The organism is Pseudomonas corrugata, assembly GCF_001269905.1.
Taxonomy (GTDB): Bacteria; Pseudomonadota; Gammaproteobacteria; order Pseudomonadales; family Pseudomonadaceae; genus Aquipseudomonas; species Aquipseudomonas corrugata.
Genome location: NZ_LHVK01000021.1, coordinates 78849 through 99634 on the forward strand (window position 1 = coordinate 78849; position 20786 = coordinate 99634).

The 20786-nt window shown below is 59.5% G+C and carries 17 protein-coding genes; 11 read left to right on the top strand and 6 right to left on the bottom strand.

What is annotated here, in order from left to right:
• Positions 1 to 233: 233 nt before the first annotated feature.
• The 7 genes from AD665_RS22280 (at position 234) to AD665_RS22310 (ending at position 9228) form a co-directional block, all read left to right on the top strand.
• Positions 234 to 1307, top strand: a complete 1074-nt coding sequence (locus AD665_RS22280) for an HlyD family secretion protein (protein WP_024778773.1) — start codon at positions 234 to 236, stop codon at positions 1305 to 1307.
• Positions 1304 to 4048, top strand: coding sequence for a ribosome-associated ATPase/putative transporter RbbA (gene rbbA / locus AD665_RS22285; RefSeq protein WP_053193778.1), 2745 nt, complete (start codon positions 1304 to 1306; stop codon positions 4046 to 4048). The genes AD665_RS22280 and rbbA overlap by 4 nt, the downstream gene beginning before the upstream one ends.
• A 2-nt stretch (positions 4049 to 4050) precedes the next feature.
• Complete coding sequence (locus AD665_RS22290) at positions 4051 to 5175, top strand: ABC transporter permease (RefSeq protein WP_053193781.1); 1125 nt, start codon at positions 4051 to 4053, stop codon at positions 5173 to 5175.
• A gap of 227 nt (positions 5176 to 5402) precedes the next feature.
• A complete protein-coding gene (locus AD665_RS22295; RefSeq protein ID WP_024778776.1) occupies positions 5403 to 6050 on the top strand; it encodes a BON domain-containing protein in 648 nt (215 codons plus the stop codon).
• Positions 6051 to 6227: 177 nt separating this feature from the next.
• A complete protein-coding gene (fnr, locus tag AD665_RS22300) occupies positions 6228 to 6980 on the top strand; it encodes a fumarate/nitrate reduction transcriptional regulator Fnr (protein WP_024778777.1) in 753 nt (250 codons plus the stop codon).
• Between the two features lie 130 nt (positions 6981 to 7110).
• A complete protein-coding gene (gene arcD, locus AD665_RS22305) occupies positions 7111 to 8604 on the top strand; it encodes an arginine-ornithine antiporter (RefSeq protein ID WP_024778778.1) in 1494 nt (497 codons plus the stop codon).
• Between the two features lie 87 nt (positions 8605 to 8691).
• Positions 8692 to 9228, top strand: a complete 537-nt coding sequence (locus AD665_RS22310; protein ID WP_024778779.1) for an Hsp20/alpha crystallin family protein — start codon at positions 8692 to 8694, stop codon at positions 9226 to 9228.
• 106 nt (positions 9229 to 9334) lie between these two features.
• Here AD665_RS22310 and AD665_RS22315 read toward each other — a convergent pair whose 3' ends face one another.
• The 3 genes from AD665_RS22315 to AD665_RS22325 form a co-directional block, all read right to left on the bottom strand.
• Complete coding sequence (locus AD665_RS22315; protein ID WP_024778780.1) at positions 9335 to 10690, bottom strand: MBL fold metallo-hydrolase RNA specificity domain-containing protein; 1356 nt, start codon at positions 10688 to 10690, stop codon at positions 9335 to 9337.
• Positions 10691 to 10792: 102 nt separating this feature from the next.
• A complete protein-coding gene (locus tag AD665_RS22320) occupies positions 10793 to 11683 on the bottom strand; it encodes a universal stress protein (protein ID WP_024778781.1) in 891 nt (296 codons plus the stop codon).
• Positions 11684 to 11750: 67 nt separating this feature from the next.
• Positions 11751 to 14123, bottom strand: a complete 2373-nt coding sequence (locus tag AD665_RS22325) for a phosphoketolase family protein (protein WP_053193784.1) — start codon at positions 14121 to 14123, stop codon at positions 11751 to 11753.
• A 194-nt stretch (positions 14124 to 14317) separates the two neighbouring features.
• On the opposite strand from AD665_RS22325, the gene AD665_RS22330 reads away from it, so the two are divergent.
• The gene (locus AD665_RS22330; protein WP_053193787.1) at positions 14318 to 15301 is read left to right on the top strand and encodes a zinc-dependent alcohol dehydrogenase family protein; all 984 of its coding nucleotides are present in this window, start codon (positions 14318 to 14320) and stop codon (positions 15299 to 15301) included.
• On the opposite strand, the gene AD665_RS22335 is transcribed toward AD665_RS22330, so the two are convergent.
• Entirely contained in the window at positions 15291 to 16184 is an 894-nt protein-coding gene (locus tag AD665_RS22335) for a universal stress protein (RefSeq protein ID WP_053193790.1), read from the bottom strand. The two genes, AD665_RS22330 and AD665_RS22335, sit on opposite strands and share 11 nt — an antisense overlap.
• Before the next feature lie 243 nt (positions 16185 to 16427).
• Between AD665_RS22335 and AD665_RS22340 the strand changes: the two genes are divergently transcribed.
• Positions 16428 to 16991: a GNAT family N-acetyltransferase gene (locus AD665_RS22340; protein ID WP_024778785.1), complete on the top strand. Its 564-nt coding sequence runs from the start codon at positions 16428 to 16430 to the stop codon at positions 16989 to 16991.
• A 60-nt stretch (positions 16992 to 17051) separates the two neighbouring features.
• Here the strand turns inward: AD665_RS22340 and AD665_RS22345 are convergent, their stop codons facing one another.
• Positions 17052 to 17963: a universal stress protein gene (locus tag AD665_RS22345; RefSeq protein WP_024778786.1), complete on the bottom strand. Its 912-nt coding sequence runs from the start codon at positions 17961 to 17963 to the stop codon at positions 17052 to 17054.
• A gap of 105 nt (positions 17964 to 18068) precedes the next feature.
• Positions 18069 to 19313: an MgtC/SapB family protein gene (locus AD665_RS22350; RefSeq protein WP_024778787.1), complete on the bottom strand. Its 1245-nt coding sequence runs from the start codon at positions 19311 to 19313 to the stop codon at positions 18069 to 18071.
• Positions 19314 to 19361: 48 nt separating this feature from the next.
• On the opposite strand from AD665_RS22350, the gene AD665_RS27460 reads away from it, so the two are divergent.
• Together AD665_RS27460 and AD665_RS22360 are read left to right on the top strand one after the other, a co-directional pair.
• Positions 19362 to 19619 (top strand): hypothetical protein, encoded by a 258-nt coding sequence (locus tag AD665_RS27460; protein ID WP_155254747.1) that lies wholly within the window; start codon positions 19362 to 19364, stop codon positions 19617 to 19619.
• A 181-nt stretch (positions 19620 to 19800) separates the two neighbouring features.
• The gene (locus AD665_RS22360; protein ID WP_053193793.1) at positions 19801 to 20724 is read left to right on the top strand and encodes a universal stress protein; all 924 of its coding nucleotides are present in this window, start codon (positions 19801 to 19803) and stop codon (positions 20722 to 20724) included.
• The last annotated feature ends 62 nt before the right edge of the window (positions 20725 to 20786 follow it).

Genomic DNA, 20786 nt, shown 5'->3' on the forward strand with positions numbered 1-20786 from the left:
TTTCTCAATCCAACTCAACGATACTGCCCCATCCTGGGGGGGGTCGATACAAGACAGGAAGCCTGCCGGGGGCGGACCTGTCCAGGCTCTGTACGAAAAGCCTTGATACTCGTTCAGTCTGCTTTAATTGCTGCCCTTAAAAAACAGATCCTTAACGCAGATCAACAAAGCGCCTCTTAATCCAGCCCTATCATCTGCCAGCGCCAACCTTCGCTGAGACCTGAGAGGCAGGGATGAACGATGTAACCGGCAAGTGGCTTAAACGAGGGGCTCTGGGGAGCTTGGTTTTGCTGGGCGTTCTGGGTGCCTGGTATCTATTCAAACCCATCCCTGTGAACCCCGATTTCGCCACCGGTAACGGGCGGATTGAAGCCACTGAAGTGGATGTGGCGAGCAAACTGGCCGGGCGCATCAGTACCATTCTGGTGGCCGAGGGCGAGCAAGTCTTCGCCGGTCAGGTGCTGGCGCGCATGGATACCCAGGCGCTGCGAGCCGAACTGCTCCAGGCCCAGGCCCAGTTACAACGGGCCCGTACCGCCAAACTCACCGCAGCCGCGCTCGTCGCGCAACGGGAAAGCGAAAAGGTTACCGCCCGGGCGGTGGTTGCCCAGCGCCAAGCTGAATTGATCGCCACACAGAAGCGCTTTGCCCGCACGGAAATCCTCGTAAGCCGCAACGCCCTCGCCCGACAGCAACTGGATGACGACCGCGCGCTGCTCGACAGCGGCCAGGCCGCGCTGGCGGCAGCCAACTCACAAGTATTGACGGCCCAAGCCGGAATCGAAGCCGCCAAGTCCCAAGTAGAGGAGGCCCAAGCCAGCATCGAGGCGGCAGCAGCGACAGAGCAACGCCTGCAGGCGGACCTGGCCGATACCGAGCTCAAGGCACCGCGCGATGGACGCGTGCAATACCGCATCGCCGAAGAAGGCGAAGTGATCCCCGCTGGCGGCAAGGTCCTGAACCTCGTGGATCTGAGTGACGTGTACCTGACGTTCTTTTTGCCGACTCAGCAGGCCGGTCGGGTAGCCATCGGCAGCGAGGTGCACGTGATCATTGATGCCGTGCCGCAATACGTGATTCCTGCCACCGCCAGCTATGTGGACAGTGTTGCGCAGTTCACGCCGAAAACGGTGGAAACCGCCAGTGAGCGGGAAAAACTGATGTTCCGGATCAAGGCACGGATAGATCCTGAGCTGCTGCGCAAACACCTCAGCCAAGTGAAAACCGGCGTGCCGGGCGTGGCCCATGTTCGGCTGAACCCTCAAGCCCAGTGGCCAGACGCACTGAAAATCAAGGTGCCGGAATGACCGGCGAGCTCGCTTGGGTAGCACGCCTGCAGGACGTGGGGCTGCGGTACGGCAAGACCATCGCCCTGGACAGCGTCACGCTCGATATTCCTGCCACCGCCACTGTCGGCCTGATTGGCCCGGACGGTGTGGGCAAGTCCAGCCTGTTGGGATTGATCGCTGGGGCCCGGACCGTACAGCAGGGACGTCTGACTGTGCTGGACGGCGATATAGCCAACGCACGTTATCGTGATGCCCTGTGTCCTCGTATTGCCTATATGCCACAGGGTTTGGGCAAGAATCTCTACCCGACCCTGTCCGTGCTGGAGAATCTGGATTTTTTTGCCCGCCTGTTCGGGCAAAGCCGGAATGAACGCCGACAACGCATCGATGCCTTGTTGGCGAGTACCGGGCTGACACCTTTTGCGGACCGCCCCGCAGGTAAATTGTCAGGAGGCATGAAACAGAAACTGGGGCTGTGTTGTGCGCTGATTCATGATCCCGACCTGCTGATTCTTGATGAGCCCACGACCGGCGTCGATCCCCTGGCGCGCAACCAGTTCTGGGCATTGATCGCCGACCTGCGAACACGCAGGCCCCATATGAGCGTGTTGGTGGCCACGGCCTACATGGAAGAGGCTGAGCACTTCGATCATTTGTTGATGATGGATGCCGGCAAGGTATTGGCCAGTGGTTCACCTGCGCAGATCCTCCAGCGAACCGACTGTGAGAACCTGGAAGCAGCCTTCATCGCCCTGCTGCCACCCGATCGCCGACGTGGCCACACATCGCTGGTGATCACGCCGCGCATCGAACTGGCTGAACAGCCGGTGATCGCCATCGAGGCCCGGGAGTTGACCTGCCGCTTTGGCGATTTCACAGCGGTGGACAGCGCCAGTTTCCGCATCGAGCGCGGGGAAATCTTTGGTTTCCTGGGCTCCAATGGCTGCGGCAAGTCCACTACCATGAAAATGCTCACCGGTTTGTTACCGGCAACCTCCGGGCAGGCTTGGCTGTTCGGCAAGCAAGTCGACCCGAACGACCTCAATACCCGACAGCGCGTGGGGTACATGTCTCAAGGCTTCTCCCTCTATAACGAGCTGACGGTTCGGCAGAACCTGGTGCTGCATGCGCAGTTGTTCCATGTACCCAGGGACGAAATTGACAGCCGCGTCCACGAGGCCGCCGAACGTTTCGGCCTGAAACAGAACCTTGACGCCCTTCCCGACCGGTTGCCGTTGGGTATCCGCCAACGCCTGTCGCTGGCGGTGGCATTGATCCATAAACCCGACGTGCTGATCCTCGACGAGCCCACCTCTGGCGTAGACCCCATCGCCCGTGACGCTTTCTGGCAACACTTGCTCGACCTGTCACGCAATGACGGCGTGACTATATTCATCTCCACCCATTTCATGAACGAGGCGCAGCGCTGCGATCGAATCTCGTTCATGCATGCCGGACGGGTACTGGTCAGCGGTGCGCCCGAGCAACTGATCATTGAGCGGGGGTTGGGCAGTTTGGAGCAAACCTTCGTGTCCTATCTGGAGGAGGCAGCCGGCAGCGCGGCGGCCCCAGCGCAGTCCGAAGCCCCGAGCAAAGCATCAACCGGCATCCAGGCGCAGCCTGATGCGCCGCCCAGGCCGCGCCGCAACGGGTTCAGCGGCCTGCGAATGCTCAGTTACGCACAACGCGAAACAATGGAAATCCGCCGTGACCCAATCCGTCTGACACTGGCGGCACTGGGCACCGTACTGCTGATGTTCATCATGGGTTACGGCATCAGCCTGGACGTCGAAGACCTGTCATTTGCCGTCCTGGACCGAGACCAGACCACAACCAGTCAGGCCTATGTCCGCAGCTTTTCCGGGTCGCGCTACTTTATCGAAAAGCCCGAGCTGCTTGATTACGCTGACCTGGAGACCCGCTTGCAAAGCGGTTCGATCACCCTGGCTCTGGAAATCCCCCCCAATTTCGGACGTGACCTCAAACGCGGCAGCCAGCCTACAGTAGCCGCGTGGGTGGACGGTGCGATGCCCATGCGAGCACGCACGATAGAAGGTTATGTCAATGGATTGCACAGCGGCTACTTGACTGAGCTCGGGTATAACGGCGCGGCGCTGGCCAATGTGGAAGTGCGTTACCGCTACAATCCGGATGTGGAAAGCCTGCAAGCCATGGTGCCGGCAATCATTCCGCTGTTGTTGATGATGATCCCGGCCATGCTCACTGCATTGGGGGTGGTACGGGAAAAAGAGATGGGCTCGATCATCAACTTGTACGTCACACCGGTGACCCGACTGGAGTTTCTGCTGGGTAAACAGCTGCCCTACGTCGCCATGGGCATGCTCAATTTTCTGCTGATGTGTGCCTTGGCCGTCTGGGTGTTCGCCGTGCCGCTCAAAGGCAGTCTTTGGGTGTTAAGCCTGGGAGCGTTGTTGTACATCGGTACCTCCACGGGGTTGGGCTTGTGGATGTCGACTTTCATGAACAGCCAGATCGCGGCCGTATTCGGCACCGCCATTGCTACCCTGCTGCCGGCCATTCAGTTTTCCGGGTTGATCAACCCGGTTTCTTCATTGGAGGGTTTCGGCGCCTTGGTCGGTAAGGTCTATCCCACCGCGCAGTTTCTCACCATCAGTCGAGGGGTGTTCTCCAAAGCACTGGAGTTACAGGCGCTGGCGCCCTATTTTCTGCAACTGCTGGTGACGGTGCCGATCCTGATTGGCCTGAGTGTGCTCTGCCTGCGAAAACAGGAGCGCTAGCCGTGCACAGTCTCTTGAACATTCTGCGCCTGGGCATCAAGGAGTTCCGCAGCCTGTACCACGACCGGGCGATGCTGATTCTGATCGTCTGGGCATTTTCGTTCGGCATCTACACCGCGGCCTCGGGCATACCCGAGGCGTTGCACCACGCGCCGCTGGCCATCGTCGATGAAGACCACTCGCAACTGTCCGAACGCTTGAACACGGCGTTTCAACTTCCCTACTTCCTGCCTCCAGCGAAAATCAGCAGCCAGCAGGTCGATGCCGGCATGGACAGCGGTCGTTATACGTTCGCCCTCGATATTGCACCTGACTTTCAGCGTGACGTCCTCGATGGACGGCGCCCAAGCCTGCAGCTCAACGTCGACGCCACCCAGATCGGCCAAGCGTTCACAGGCGCAGGTTATATCCAGACCATCGTTGCCACTGAAGTCGGCGATTTCGTCCGAGGCTTGCGCAATGCGCCACGTCCCCCGGTGGGTTTGGCCATGCGCATGCAGTTCAATCCCAACCTGACCCAGGCCTGGTTCACCTCAGTGATGCAACTGATTGATTACATCACCATGGTCTCGATCATCCTGACTGGCGCAGCACTGATTCGAGAACGTGAGCACGGTACCCTTGAACATTTACTGGTGATGCCTCTACGCGCGTTTGAAATCATGTTGGCCAAGGTCTGGTCCATGGGCCTGGTGGTGCTACTGGCCACCGCTTTTGCCATATGGGTGGTCGTCCGGGGCTGGCTGGCCGTGCCCATCACCGGCTCGATCGGGTTGTTCCTGCTAGGCACCGCGCTGCATTTGTTTGCAACCACCTCTATCGGTATCTACCTGGGCACCGTGGCGCGTTCCATGCCTCAATTAGGGCTGCTGAGCATTTTGATCCTGCTGCCGTTACAACTGCTCTCCGGTGGGGCAACTCCACGCGAGAGCATGCCGGAGCTTGTGCAGAACCTGATGCTGGCCGCCCCCACCACACACTTCGTCAGCTTCGCCCAAGGCATTTTGTATCGGGGTGCAGGACTGGCAATTGTCTGGCCACAGTTTCTGGCGATTGCTTCGATCGGCGCGCTGTTTTTCCTAGCGGCATTACTGCGATTTCGCCGTGCAATCTCGCAGATCGCTTGAGGTGACGCAAGAAAACCCATCACGCTCCTTGAAGTGCACGGTGGCGACCAGAAACTTTCTGGAACGGGTGCCAGCGGTTCGCAGAAACATTGCGTCGATCACCGCTTCGTGTGCTCGCTTGAGTCTTATTGATTTAGCTCAATGTCATTGCGTCGCTCAGGCGTAAAAAAAACAGGCCGGGCATTTAACCGCTCCGCGTTTTCCGCCGCTGCATGGAGGATCCTGAAATGAGCGACTTGAGCCTGCGAAATACCCTTCTCGAAGCACTCGAGTTCCAGCCTGATATCAACGCTGCAAATATAGGCGTGGCCGTGGACGACGGCGTCGTTACGCTTTCCGGACACGTCAGCAGCTTCGCCCAGAAAATCAGCGCTGAACGAGTCGTCAAGGGCATCAAAGGGGTACGCGCCGTGGCTGAGGACATACAGGTCCGACCGGACAAAAGTACCGGTACCACAGATAACGTCATTGCCCATCGTGCGCTGAACATTCTCAACTGGAACTCTGACGTCCCCGAAGGGGCCATCAAGGTGCTCGTGCACAATGGCTGGGTCGCTCTGGAAGGCGAAGTGGATTGGCAGTACCAGAGGGAGGCTGCTGAACGGGCAGTGTTCAAATTATCCGGCGTGGTGGGTGTAAAAAACAGACTCACCCTGCGTCCACGGGAGGACGCAGGCGATATCCAGCGTCGTATCGAGGATGCCCTCAAGCGTAGTGCCGAACTCGATGCCAAGCAGATTCATGTCAAAGTCGACGGCGATGTGGTTAGTCTCGACGGCGAGGTCCATTTATGGAGCCAACGCCAGTCAGCGGAGCGGGCAGCCTGGTCTGTGCCTGGGGTCAGAGAGGTAAACGATCATTTATTGCTGGTCTGATCCAAGCCCTGGACAACCGCGTGCTTCCCGACGTTGTGACTGGCTTGAAGATTTGCAACCCATTGCTTGTGTCCACCATTCCGCGCCAATCGACAGCCGGTAGGGTTTAGACGACAAAAAACAGGCACGGTAGTGGGTCGGTCTTCTATGCTTGCTCCAACTAAAGGAATTTTTCCCATGGTCGAGCTTGAACCACGTCTTTTGAAGGTACATGCCCTACGGACCGCTTGCTCAAACTGCAGCGTGCTGGAACTGTGCCTGCCGATCGGCCTGACAGGCGGTGAGGTCGAGCGCCTCGACACCCTGATTGCCCAGCGGGTCAAGGTCAAGAAAGGTGCAGCGCTGTACCGTACCGGCGACCAACTGCGCTCGTTGTACGCGGTGAGAGTGGGCTTCTTCAAGACCAGCGTTCTTTCGGTAGACGGTCGCGAGCAAGTCACCGGTTTCCAGATGCAAGGCGAAATGCTCGGCTTGGACGCGATCAGCAGCGATCACTACGCCTGTAATGCCATTGCCCTGGAAGACAGCGAAGTCTGCCCGCTGCCTTTCAACCTCCTGGAGAAACTGGCCCACGATTTACCGTCGTTACAACACAATCTGAACAAGCTCCTGAGCCAGGAAATCGTGCGCGACCACAGTATGCTGCTGATGCTCGGCAACATGAACGCCGACGAGCGCCTGGCGGCTTTCCTGTTGAACCTGTCGCAACGGCTCAGTATGCGTGGCTATTCCTCGCGGGAGTTTGTCCTGCGCATGAGCCGCGAGGCGATCGGCTCCTACCTGGGCCTGCGCCTGGAAACGATTTGCCGGGGCATTGCCCACCTGCGCCATGAGGAACTGGTAGACATGCGTGGACGCAATGTCACGATCCTGGACCTGCCAGGTCTCAAGCAGAAGGTCGCCGGTTGCCACCGTCATACCGAGCTGTAATGCCTACCTTGCATCACATCTGATCTACATCAATACCCCCCTGAGCCTTCAAGCCGACATTAAGACACAACGTTCGAACCTTTGTATCGAAGAAGGTTACCGAACCTCCCGTCTCATGGAGGCCTTGATCATGGCTACGCAACTGCAAGGTACAGAACCGCTGACCCCGACTGTCAAACCCCATCCTTTGGCGGGCAGTTTGCGCAAGGTCGAACCCCGACGCCTGTCGCTGAGCCTGTTGATCGCCCTGGTTGTCGGCTCGATGATCGGCAGCGGCATCTTCAGCCTGCCTCAGAACATGGCCGCCAGCGCCGGTGCCGGCGCGATCCTGATCGGCTGGCTCATCACCGGTGCGGGCATGCTCTCGCTGGCCCTGGTTTACCAGATGCTCTCCAATCGCCAACCGGAACTGGACAACGGTGTGTTCGCCTACGCCCGCGCGCTGGGCGGGGAGTTCCTGGGGTTCAACTCAGCATGGGGCTACTGGATCAGCGCCTGGATCGGTAACGTCAGTTACCTGGTGATATTGTTCGCTGCGCTCAGCTACTTTTTCCCACTGTTCGGTGAAGGCAACAACAAAGCCGCGATTGCCGGCGCGTCCGTCGTGTTATGGGCGCTGCATTGGATGATCCTGCGCGGCATGCGCACCGCCGCCAAAGCCAACGCCATGACCACAATCGCCAAAGTGGTGCCGCTGCTGTTGTTCATCGGTCTGGTCATTGCCGGCTTCTCCAAGGACACCTTCCTGATGGATTTCTGGGGTGCGCCGGCATTGGGCAGTACGCTGGATCAGGTCAAGAGCACCATGCTGGTGACGGTCTGGGTGTTCATTGGCATCGAAGGCGCCAACGTATTTTCTGCCCGGGCAGCCAAACGGGCTGATGTCGGCCGAGCCACCGTGATTGGCTTCATCCTGACATTGCTGTTGTTGATCGCAGTTTCCCTGTTGTCGCTGGGTATTCTCAGGCAACCCGAACTGGCCGCCCTGAAGAACCCTTCCATGGCCGGGGTGCTGGAAGCGGTTGCTGGGCCCTGGGGCGCTGTGCTGATCAGTATCGGTCTGATTGTGTCGGTAGGCGGTGCGTTGCTGGCCTGGACGCTGCTGGCGGCCGAATCGGTGTTCACCCCGGCCAAGGAAAAGGTCATGCCTCGCCTGCTGGCCTCGGAAAATCAACATGGCGCACCTGCCAACGCGCTGTGGATCACCAACGGCTGCATTCAGTTGTTCCTGTTGCTGACGCTGTACTCGAGCGCCAGCTACCTGGCCCTGATTTCACTCGCCACCTCGATGATCCTGCTGCCTTACCTGTTCAGTGGCCTGTATGCACTGAAAATGACTTGGCAGGGCCAGACCTACGCTGGTCACCGTGGGCTGCAACTGCGCGACATGGCCATCGCCCTCGTCGCGACGGGCTATTGCGTCTGGCTGCTCTACGCCGCCGGTCCCCGGTACATGTTGCTCAGTGCCCTTCTCTACGCCCCCGGTTCGCTGATCTACCTGAGTGCTCAGCGGGCCAGAACCGACCGTGCGCTTAATGGCTTTGGCTGGGGCCTGCTGCTGGTGATCTGGGTGGCGGCGATCTTTGCCGGGTGGATGCTCTGGTCCGGCCAGCTGTCTCTGTAGGTTCGCAGGCGTGCATTGACCCGTTCGGTAACGGTGCCTGGCGATGGAGCCAGGCTCCCTCCGGACATTTCCAACGAGGAATATCCAATGTCCAATTCAGTGAAAAAAATGCCGGTCCACACCGACCAGAAAGTCCAGCATTCCGCCAAGACAGATATCTGGCACCCGCTGGAAAGACTTCGCCAGCAGGTGGATCACCTGTTCGAAGATTTCAACCGGGGCACAGCGCTCTCGACCTTCAGCCGCGGGTTGTTCGATGTAGAGCCCTTCTGGCGCCGTGAATTCTCCGCAAGTCTGCCGGCGGTGGACATCAGCGAGAAGGAAAAAAGCTTTGAGATTACCGCCGAACTGCCTGGCATGGATCAGAAAGACATCGAGATCCGTCTGGCCAACGGCAACCTGATCATCAAGGGAGAAAAGAAGGAAGCCAAGGAAGAAAAGAAAAAGGGTTATCACTTGTCCGAACGCCATTACGGCTCCTTCGAACGCATGTTCAACCTGCCAAAAGGCATCGATAGCGACAAGATCGAAGCCCAGTTCAGCAAGGGCGTGCTGACGCTGACACTGCCGAAAAAACCAGAAGCACTCAAAGCGGAAAAGGTCGTACCGATCAAGACTGACTGATTGCTCTGCACCCTGCCCCTCGCCGGCCAACGACGAGGGGCTTTTTCATGCCTGGACCGATTGACCGACCAGGTGAGCGTCACTGTGCGCTCGCGAAGGAGGCCGTTTAGAGTTCCACGCTATCGTGGTACGCCGGCACCGACACCGACCAACCCAGCTCGTCACTAATCCGGTAGCGCAAGACATCGGACGCATTGGGCTCCCCGTGCACCACGTAGGTTTGCCGTGGTGGTGTCTTGAAGCCCCGCAGCCATTGCATGATTTCGTCGGCATCGGCATGGGCCGACAGCGTTTGCATGGGCACGACTTCAGCATTGATCGGTACATCCTTGCCGTGGATGCGCACCGAAGGCTCGCCCGCCACAATCCTGGCGCCTCGTGTACCGCCAGCCTGGAAACCGGGCATCAGCAGGGTATTGATAGGGTTGGGTGCCAGGCTCTTGAGGTGATGCAACACCCGTCCCCCGGTGGCCATACCGCTGGCGGCGATGATCACCGCCGGAGTGCGCTGCAGATCCAGAGCGATGGAGTCCTTGACCGAACGCACCGGGTGGGCGATGTGGCACATGCCCTCGCATTCCTCCCGAGATAAACGATGTTCATCGCCGAAGCGCTGATACAGCCGGGTCACGTCGATGGCCATGGGACTGTTGAGGTAGATCGGGATATCGGGAATTGCCCGGCGTTGTTTCAGGCGATACAGGTGATACATTAGCAATTGAGCGCGACCGACCGTGAATGAGGGCACCAAGGTGATGCCGTGGCGCAGTGCCGTGCGGGTAATGACTTCGGCCAGCTGATCTTCCGGCAACTCATGCGGGTGCCGACGGTCGCCGTAGGTGGACTCCACCAGCAGGACATCCGCCTGTTCGATAGCTTTTGGAGCGAACATCACCGGATCTTCGGGCCGACCCAGGTCACCTGAACATACCAGCGTCACGCCACCGGCCTGAACCTGAACAGTAGCGGCACCCAGGATATGGCCGGCGCGGCGCAGCAGGATCGAGATGCCCCGAGCGATCTCCAGCGAATGTTCGAACGCGACCGGACGCAATAGTTTGAGCGCCCGTTCGGCGTGTTCACGGGTGTACAGTGGAAAGGCCGGCGCGTGTTTGGAGAACCCCTTGCGATTGGCGTATTCGGCCTCTTCTTCTTGCAGGCGGGCACTGTCGCGCAACAGGATTTTCACCAGCTCACAGGTCGCGGGGGTGGCGTAGATGGGGCCGCGATATCCGTTGCGCACCATGACCGGCAAGTACCCACTGTGGTCCAGATGGGCATGGGTCAATACGATCGCATCCAGATCCTGCATCGGCAGTTCGAAGGGATCCCAGTTACGCAGGCGTAACTGCTTGTAGCCTTGAAACAGACCGCAGTCGATCAGAATGCGCTGTTCGTCGTGTTCCAGCAGGTACTTACTACCGGTCACGGTGCCTGCGGCCCCGAGAAAAGTCATGCGCATGATGGTGCTCCTGGACAATCGGTGGGAACGCTATGGGTCGCATTGTTCACCCAGGCGGCCCTTGACCTTCGTCAATCACTCAGTCGCCATGGCTCACTTTTGTCAGACCGCCAGGACACTGCACTGCACCTGATACAGGATGTGCTCTGTCGTGCTGCCCAGCAGCCCAAACGGATCATTGTGCTGGGAGCGGCCCATGACGATCACATCCACGTCATGCTCCAGAGCAAACTCACTGAGCGCCGAGACTGGATGGCCCAGCAGAAACTGCCTGCGCTCGGCAGGCACACCGAACAGGTTGGCCAGCTCCAGAAAGGATTTCTCCAGGCTTCTGCGCAATTCCTTGCTGAGCTGCGACAGCAACACGCCGCCGCCCCCCACATCTCCCAGATAGACCGACGACACCTCGTAGGCATGAGCCAGATGCAACTCGGCGTCACATTGCAGCGCCAGGCCAAGCGCCTGGCGGATAATCCGGTCGTTAAGCCCGCTGTTCTGTGCATAGGCGCTGGAAGGGTCCACAGCCGCGACTATTTTGCGCGGCAGGGCGTGACCGGCCGCGCCCACCATATACAACGGAACGGGGCATTTGCGCAGCAGTTGCCAATCCAGTGGGGTGAAAAATGCGCGCTTGAGCAGGGACTCATGCTGGACCTGCTTGATCAGCAAGTCAGGCTGGAACTGCGAGACGTGCTGCAGGATCTGTTCGCCCATGGTCTCGGCCCAGGCTATTTCGGTGGTGACACGCAAGCCCCGGTGCCGCATTTTGTCGGCCTCTTCCTCCAGCCAATTGCGCTGGTCCTGAAGATAGTTCTGCCGCGCCTCTTCACGAGGTTCCTGTTCAAGCAGCGACAAGATATCCAGCGAAGGAATCAATGCAGTGACATGCAGATGCGCTTCGCTGGCTGCCGCCAGAGCCGCGGCGTGATGAAGGACCGGCGAATGTCTTTGCGCCGGGTTGAGGATCAGCAGCAGGCGTTGATACTGGCTCATGATGGTTCTCCGGGGGCGGGCTCTAACGCCACGATGCAGCGCTTGATGCCATGGTAAGTAGCGGGCGTCATGGCGACGTGGGCGTCCAGCGCCACTCCAGTACCTCGGGCAGATCCTGCCCATGCTCGATGACGTAGAGCTGATGCCTTTCCAGGGTTTCCCAATATCGATCACGGGCGCTGTCGACCAGCGAACTCAGCCGTGGCACTCGCTGGATAACGTCAAGGGCCAATCGATAACGATCGAGCTGGTTGATCACCACCATATCGAATGGCGTGGTGGTTGCGCCTTGCTCCATGAAACCGTGGACATGGAAGTTGTCGTGGTTATGACGCTTATAGACCAGCCGATGGATCAGCGACGGGTAGCCATGGAAGGCGAAGATCACCGGCTTGTCCACGGTGAACAGCTCGTCGAACTCTGCATCCGACAGTCCATGGTCATGTTGTTGCGGCGGTTGCAACACCAGCAGGTCCACCACATTGATGACCCGTACTCGCAGGTCCGGCACGTACTGGCGCAGCAACGTGATGGCGGCCAGGGTTTCCAGGGTCGGTACATCACCGGCACAGGCCATTACCACATCCGGATCTTCATCGTCCTTGCAGGCAAAAGCCCAACGGCCAATGCCTGCCATGCAGTGGCGAATCGCAGAGTCGATGTCCAACCATTGCCACTGCGGCTGTTTGCCGGCCACGATCACGTTGATGTGGTTGCGACTCTTGAGGCAATGATCGGTCACAGACAGCAGGCAATTTGCATCGGGGGGCAAGTAAATGCGCACCACGTTGGCACTTTTGTTCGCCACCAGATCAATGAACCCTGGATCCTGATGGGAAAAGCCATTGTGATCCTGGCGCCAGACATGGGAGGTGAGCAGGTAATTGAGCGATGCGATCGGCGTGCGCCACGGTACCTGAGCGGCGGTCTTGAGCCACTTGGCGTGCTGGTTGAACATCGAATCAACGATATGGATGAAGGCTTCATAGCAGGAAAACAGCCCATGGCGTCCGGTCAGCAAATACCCCTCCAGCCAACCCTCACACACCTGTTCACTGAGGATTTCCATTACACGTCCCGCACTGTCCAGGTTGGTATCTCCTGCTTCCAGCGCGGCCAGCCAGGTCTTGCCAGTGACCTCATATACCGCATCGAGCCGATTGGAGGCAGTTTCGTCGGGGCCGAACAGACGGAAATTGGCAGCCTTGAGGTTGTGCTTCATCACATCGCGCAGGTACCCGCCCAGTACACGGGTGCCCTCGGCCTCGACGGCGCCGGGGGCGGAAAGCTGTACGGCATATTCGTTGAACCTGGGCATTTCCAGGGGTTTGAGGAGCGAGCCGCCATTGGCATGGGGATTGGCGCCCAGACGCCGATGGCCTGTCGGCGCTAACGCGGCGATGTCAGGCCGCAACGCGCCGTTGGTGTCAAACAACTCCTGGGGTCGATAGCTCTCGAGCCACTGTTGCAGCTGTGTCAAATGCCGAGGCTGTTCGAGGTGGCTCAGCGGGACCTGGTGGGCGCGCCAGCTACCTTCAACCTGCTGACCATCGACGAATTTGGGGCCGGTCCAGCCCTTGGGCGTGCGCAAGATCAGCAGTGGCCAGAGCTGGCGCTCCACAGTGCGTCCCGATGAGTCCGTACGGGCCTTGCGCTGGATGTCACGAATCTTGAACAGCATCTCGTCCAAGGTCTTGGCCAACTGCTGATGAATGACGAGCGGGTCGTCACCTTCTACAAAAAAGGGGTCGTAGCCGTAGCCATACATCAGGGCCGACAGTTCGTCCTCGCTGATGCGCGAAAGCACCGTGGGGTTAGCGATCTTGAAACCGTTGAGATGAAGAATCGGCAGGACGGCGCCGTCGCGCGCGGGGTTGAGAAACTTGTTGGAATGCCAGCTCGCCGCCAGCGTACCGGTTTCGGCCTCCCCGTCGCCAATGACACACGTCACGATCAACCCTGGATTATCGAACGCCGCCCCATAGGCATGGGCCAGGGAATAGCCCAACTCGCCACCCTCATGGATGGAGCCGGGGATCTGCGCAGAAACATGGCTGGACAACCCGTACGGCCAGGAAAACTGCCGAAACAGGCGCAGCATTCCGTTCTCGTTCTGCTCGATCGCGGGGTAATACTGGGTGAGGCTCCCTTCCAGGTAGCTTTGGGCGAGAATGGCCGGACCGCCATGACCAGGCCCCGTGACAAGGATCATATCCAAGTCGTGGGTCTTGATCAGATGGTTGAGATGCACATAAATCAGGTTCAATCCAGGCGTCGTGCCCCAGTGGCCGAGCAGACGCGGTTTGACGTGGCCAACCTGCAACGGCATGCGCAGCAACGGGTTGTCCTTGAGGTAAATCTGTCCCACCGCCAGGTAATTGGAAGCACGCCAATAGGCATCGATACTTTCCAGTTGATCGGGACTGAGAAAATCACTCATCGCGTCCTCCAGACAAGACGGGTTGGCAGCGCCTCCTGCCGGTCGTCGGAGCCGCCGTCGAACGGCGTGCCATGGGTGGATTCTGGAACGCGGGAATGATCCCGACTTGATTTACATCAGAACCAGGGAGGCTAGGGTGTTAGAAGGTTCGGGCTGATCGACATGGAACCGTCTGCTCAGACAGGAGAATGCTCATGCGTGCCATGGTCCTGCACTCCCCCGGCCAACCCTTGCAACTGGAAGAACGCTCCTTGCCGGTGCCGGCACGTGGGCAACTGCTGATCAGAGTCCTGGCCTGCGGCGTGTGCCGCACCGACCTGCATCTGTTTGACGGTGAGTTGCCCCAAGCGCGGCTGCCCCGGGTGCCGGGCCATGAGATTGTCGGGCAAGTCACCGCTGTCGGCGCGCAAGTAGCCACCGACTGGATCGGTCGACGAGTGGGTGTGCCCTGGCTGGGCTGGACCTGCGGAATCTGTGAGTTTTGCCGCTCCGGAAGGGAAAACCTCTGCGACCAGGCGTTGTTTACCGGCTGCCAGCTGGACGGCGGCTATGCCGATTACACCGTCGCCGACGCGCGTTTCTGCTTCCCTCTCCCTGACGCTCTGAATGCCGCCGAAGCGGCGCCCTTGTTGTGTGCGGGGCTGATCGGTTTCCGAGCCTTGCAAATGGCACAGAACGCCCCTCATCTGGGTCTCTACGGCTTTGGTGCCGCTGCCCACCTGGCGATCCAGGTCGCCGTGGGCCGAGGCCAGCAGGTCTACGCCTTTACCCGCCCCGGCGATGACGCTGGCCAGGCTTATGCCCGATCACTGGGCGCAACCTGGGCCGGCCCGTCGGATCAACTCCCCCCGCATTTGCTCGACTCCAGCCTGATCTTCGCACCTGTCGGCGAGCTGGTACCGCTGGCTTTGCAAGCGACCGCCAAAGGTGGCAGCGTGGTGTGCGCCGGCATTCACATGAGCGACATTCCGAGCTTTCCTTATCGCCTGCTATGGGAGGAGCGCAGCGTGCGTTCAGTGGCCAATCTGACCCGCGCCGATGGCGTAGCATTTTTCCAGCAGATCCAACACACCCCGGTGCATTGCACCGTGACCTGCTTGCCCTTGATCGAAGCCAATCAAGCCCTGGAAGTACTGCGTAGCGGACAGGTCAATGGCGCCATCGTGCTCATCCCCTGACCGCCAACAGACTGCCCGGTATCGAATACAGGGCCCGCTCCGTCGTGCTGCCGATAAAGCGCTCCAGGCCCACGCGATGTTCGATCCCCATCACCACCACATCAACCTCGAACTCATTGAGGAACTCATGGATGACCGGTACCGGCAGACCAACGACGAAGTGTCTTCGCTGCGCCGGCACACCGCAGCGCTCGGCCAGGTTGATGAACGCCGCATGCAACGACTCACGCAGAGCCTCGACAAAATCATCGTCCCAGGCCCCTGCCAGCAGCGAAGCCTCTCCGTTGAATGCCGCCGACAGGTCGCAGGCATACAACAGATGCAACGAAGCCTCGCATTGCCGGGCCATCACCTCGGCAGCCTGGACAATGTGCTCATTCAAGGCATTGGCCTGGGGGTCGGAGGGATCCACTGCTGCCAGCACCCGGCGCGGCATGCCGTGAACTGCCTGGTTGACCAGGTGCACCGGCACCGGACAATCGCGTAACAGATGGCAATCAAGGGGAGTTGCAAAGACCCGCTTGAGCAAGGGCTCGAGGGTGACGTCCTTGATCAGCAGATCGGGTTGCAACTGTTCGACGTAACGAAGGATGTCCAGCAGGGGATGAGTGGTCCAGACCACACGTGTCGACACATTCAACCCCTCTTTCTTGAGCAACGCGGCCTCCTCTTCCATCCAGCGGCGATAGCGATGCAAATGACACTGCATGTCCGCCTCGCCTGTTTTCTCGCCCCATAGGTGTGTACGTGCCGGCGGCTGGACGAATACGTATAAATGCAATTCGGCACCGCTGGCCCGGGCCAGGGCACAGGCCCTGCGCATCGCAGCAGAGGGGTGCAAGTCGGGATCGACGATCAATAGCAGACGCTGGTATTGCTCCATCGCACACCTCCACCCGATTGTTCAACGGAAGCCGGCACCTCGTATTGAGCATTATCCGGCACGAGTAGCAGCGTGCGCCCACCGACGCCCCGTGCGGTTTGATCTGAATCAAGTTCAGCGCAATCGACGGTTGGGTACGCCGAGGCTGATCCAGATCAGAATCGACTGCCGCCACCGGCGTAGAACTGCAGCGAATACGAAGCTTTTTTCGTACCGCACGCTTATCCGATGGAGGATCGCCCCATGCTCACAGTCAAAGACCATAACGAACGCGCCGCCGCGCTGTACGCCAGCATCAGTGGCAAGCACTGGATTCAGGCGCTTAAAGACGGCCGGCATGTACTGATCAGGCCACTACGGGATGAGGATCGCCAACGCGAATATGACTTCATCAAGCGCCTGTCTCCGGAGTCGCGGCATATGCGCTTTCTATCGCAAATCAGTGAGCCCGGAGCGGCGATGCTCGATCAGTTGATGGACGTCGACTATAAGACTCGCCTGGCCTACATCGCCCTGGTCCATGACAACGGCAAGTTGACCGAAATCGGCGTCAGCCGTTACTGCGCTACCGCTGACCACGAATGCGAGTGCGCCGTGACCGTCGCCGACCAATGGCAGCATTTGGGGCTGGGGACGTTATTGATGGAACACCTGATAGAAGCGGCGCGTAAAAACGGCTACCGCCAGATGTACTCCATTGATGCCGCCAGCAATGCCGCCATGCGCGACCTGGCGCATAGCCTGGGGTTCGAGACCCGCACCGACCCCGAGGACACTCGGCAGGTCATTCACCGCCTCTATCTTTAGCCTTTTAGCGATGATACTGCGCGAGTGCCGCACTCCACGGCCCCGCGCAGATGTTTCCCTTCACGCCTGCGGCTTGATCGCCCAGACGCTGCAAGGCGCCCGTTGCAGCAGGAGCTCGGCAGTAGTGCCCAGACGCTTGTCCAGGCCATGGTGCGCCGTGGTTCCCATGACGATCACATCGACCTGATGGTCGCGAGCGAACGTACAGATGCTCTGCAGCGGCGCCCCTTCGATGAAGTGACGCTTGTGCGGCTCGACCCCATGCCGCTCCGCCAAGGATTCGAACACCTCATGCTGCGCCTGACCCAATGCCTCATAAATCCCAGTAGCCAGGGGGAGCGCGCCAATACCCATGTCCGACGCATAGATGGCGGTCCAGTCGAAGGCGTGCAGCAACTCGATTTCGGCATTGCATTGCTCGGCCAATTTGAGAGCTGCGTTGACGATCTGGTCGTTGAACACCAGGTCCTGGTCCTCGCTGCGCAGCACGTCGACAATCGCCAGAACTCGCCGAGGCCGGGGGTTGCGCGAATCGGTGACCAGATGCACCGGCACAGGACAGTCGCGCAGCAAGCGCCAGTCCAACGGTGTGAAAAAGATCCGTTTCAACGCCGGCTCCGGCTGTGCATCCTTGATGATCAATGCCAGCGGCAGTTCCTTGATGTACTGCTGCAAACCTTGATAGGCATCCTTGCTCCATACCACTTCACAGGTCACCTCGATGCCATGCCGCCGCGCCAGTTCGGCCTGTTGCCACAGCCAATGCCGATGTGTTTCCAGATAACCGTCGCGCGCGCTCTTGACCTGGTCGGGCGCGAACAGACCGGCTACCGACAATAGCTCCAGATAATCGATGGCGACGATATGCAGCGGCAGGTCCATCGCCAGCGCCAGCTCGGTGGCACGGTCGAACGCAGGCGTACGGATCATGGCGTCAGGCGCCAATAGTAATAAACGTTGAGTCTGGGACATGGAGCACCTCGGCATGGGACGACAGCCCGTTGAAGGATCGAGGCTTCAGAATGAACCTGTGCCGCAAGCCAGACTTGATCTCCCTCAATTGGCCATCATTGAGGATCAAAAGCTCGGCAGCAGCAGCCCCACCCACATCGCCAGCGTTACCAGCACTTGCCCAGGAATCACCTGCGCAGCAAACTTTCGCCCGCCACTGAGCCAGGCCACCACGCACTTGCTCAGGGAGTTGCTGCTTATCGCCAACAATACCGGTACGGCGCTCGCCTCGAAGGGCAGCAAACCGGCCTTGACCAAGGACGCGATGGAGGCCATCGAGGCATGAGCGTCAACCAAGCCGCTGAAAATTGCGGTGGCGGCCACCCCGGCCTGCCCGAATTCATCAAGCATCGCTGACGACACAACAGTGATGACGGTCATTGCCACGACCACCATCAACGCCAGCTTCAGGCTGAACGCCCCGCCGTGCTTGATCCTCTCCTCAGCTCGCACCCTGGGTCGGGTAAACATCAATGCGCTGGCGTAGAACAGTACGGTCACCGCCCCGCACAGCAGCGGCCACCCCAACCAACGCAGCAACGCCGGTTCCACCGCACCGAGAATCAGCGCCACCTGTGCCAGAGTCGCCAGGTTGGCCAGCACTGCGGCCGCGCTCAGTACCTTCACATTGAGCGGCTCCTTCGCGGCGATGTGTCCCATGGTCGCGACAGTCATCGTAGCGGAGGCAAACCCCGATGCAATTGCGCCGAGGGCGTAGCCATAGCGAGTGCCAAGGGTACGAACCGCGACGTGCCCCATTGCCGCCACCGCCATCAACATGACAGTCAGGGCGCAAATGGTGCGAAGGTTGATGACGTTGTAAGGCCCCAGGTAACGGTCCGGGGTGAGGGGCAGTATGACCAGCGCGGTGATCAACAGCGTCAGGCCATCGCGCAACTCGGCAGCGGTCAACTGGCTGCGGGCAAAATGATGCAACACCTGACGGCTGGCCAGCAGCCCCGCCATCACCACGCCTACCGCAGTTGCCAAGGCCGGCGCACTGACGCAGAGCGCACCCAATACCAACACTGCAAACAGTGCCACTTCGCTGGTGATGCCAGGGTCTTCGGCCAGGTTTTTCCAATACGCCATGGTGACCAGTGCCCCCAGTGCAAGCGCAACAAACCCTAGCAATAAAGGTCCGCCGGTCCAGGCCGTGACATACCCCAACATCGAAGTAACGGCAAAGGTACGCAGGCCGGCATAATCGCGTCTGCCCTCCTCACCCTTGCGCCGCTCACGCTCAAGCCCCACGAGCAGGCCGATTCCCAACGCCGCGCCAGCGTTGACAAAGCCCAGGACCTCGATCACGGCCATGGCGCTATGGCGCCATTTGACGCACGTTCATCGGGACGCCGCATGAACGATCTGCGACGCTTGCGTGCGCGCAATCACGTCTTGCGGCCAGACATGGGGCGCGTCGATTCGCGCCTGCAATGTCCTGGTAAACGACAGCGCTTCACCAGCGCTCCTGAAACCTATGCAAAAGGCATCCAGGTGCACCATCCAGCGCATTTCTGCCTGCCGCTCCTCAAGCCGAATAATCATGACCAATCTCTCATGGCGGGTGAGCCTGGACTTCAAGTTCAAGCACCAGCCTGCGCCCGATTACGCTGAGCGGATTGATCATGATCAAAGATTGCGCTGTTGCCAGATCATCGTCGGCGCCGATGCGACGCTTTCAAGCGTGTTTGATGCAAATCAAGTTACCCAGGCTCACCGCGCTCATGATCAATACCGGACATAGCCCGCGCGAAAGTCGCCCGGCGCCAACAGGTCTTTGCCCAGGAGGTTTATCATGTCTACGCAACCACGCTTGATGCTGGTCGTTTCGCCACTGATGGAACAAAATCCGGCGTTCGATCGGGCCGCCGCCCTGGCCAAGGCCGAAGGCGCCGCATTGCATATTGTCGCCTTCGACTACCTCGAAGGCCTGGCCACGGCTGGCCTGGTCAATGAAGAGGCACTGGAGCAGATGCGGCTGGGTTACATTGAACGCCACCGGCAGTGGCTGGAAGAGAAAGCCAGGTCCCTGCGCAAGCTCGGTATCGAGGTCACGACAGAAGTAGAGTGGGTAGAGCGCCCCCTGCAGGAAATCCTGGTCCACCTCAAAGAAGCACCGATGGAGGCGCTGATCAAGACGGTGGACCCTGAGTCCTGGATCTCGCGCCTGATGTTCACGCCTTTGGACGTGCATCTGTTGCATGAATGCAATGTGCCATTGCACTTCGTCAACAAAGTGGTCCATGCGCGTCCACGCAAAATCCTGGCTGCCATCGATCCGTTCCATCGCGATGGCCGCTACAAGGGGCTCAATGATCGTATCCTGGCCGAAGCCAATAAGCTGGCTACCAGCTGCGATGCGGCACTGGAAGTCATCTACGCCTACGACCTTTCTTCCATCACCGCAGCCGAATACGGTTTTGGCAACGGCTCGACATTCTTCTCCTCGACGCTGGCTCAACAGCTCTACGAATCCCAGGGTGCGGCATTCGACGCGTTGGCCGAACGCAATGGCATCGCGCCGGAACAACGACGCATGATCATGGGTGATCCGGCCAAGGTACTGGCCAGCTACGCCGGCGCCCATGACATCGATGTCATCGTCATGGGCCGCGTGCGCTATGGCGGCCTGGACAAGCTGATCGGAAGCACCGTGGAGAGCCTGCTGTACAAGATGCCGTGCAGCTTGTGGGTGATTGCTCCGCAGCAGTTTGAATGAGGTGGATGACCGTCGCCGATGACCTGTAGAACAACCCTGTCAGCTTTGGTTTCTGCCACGTT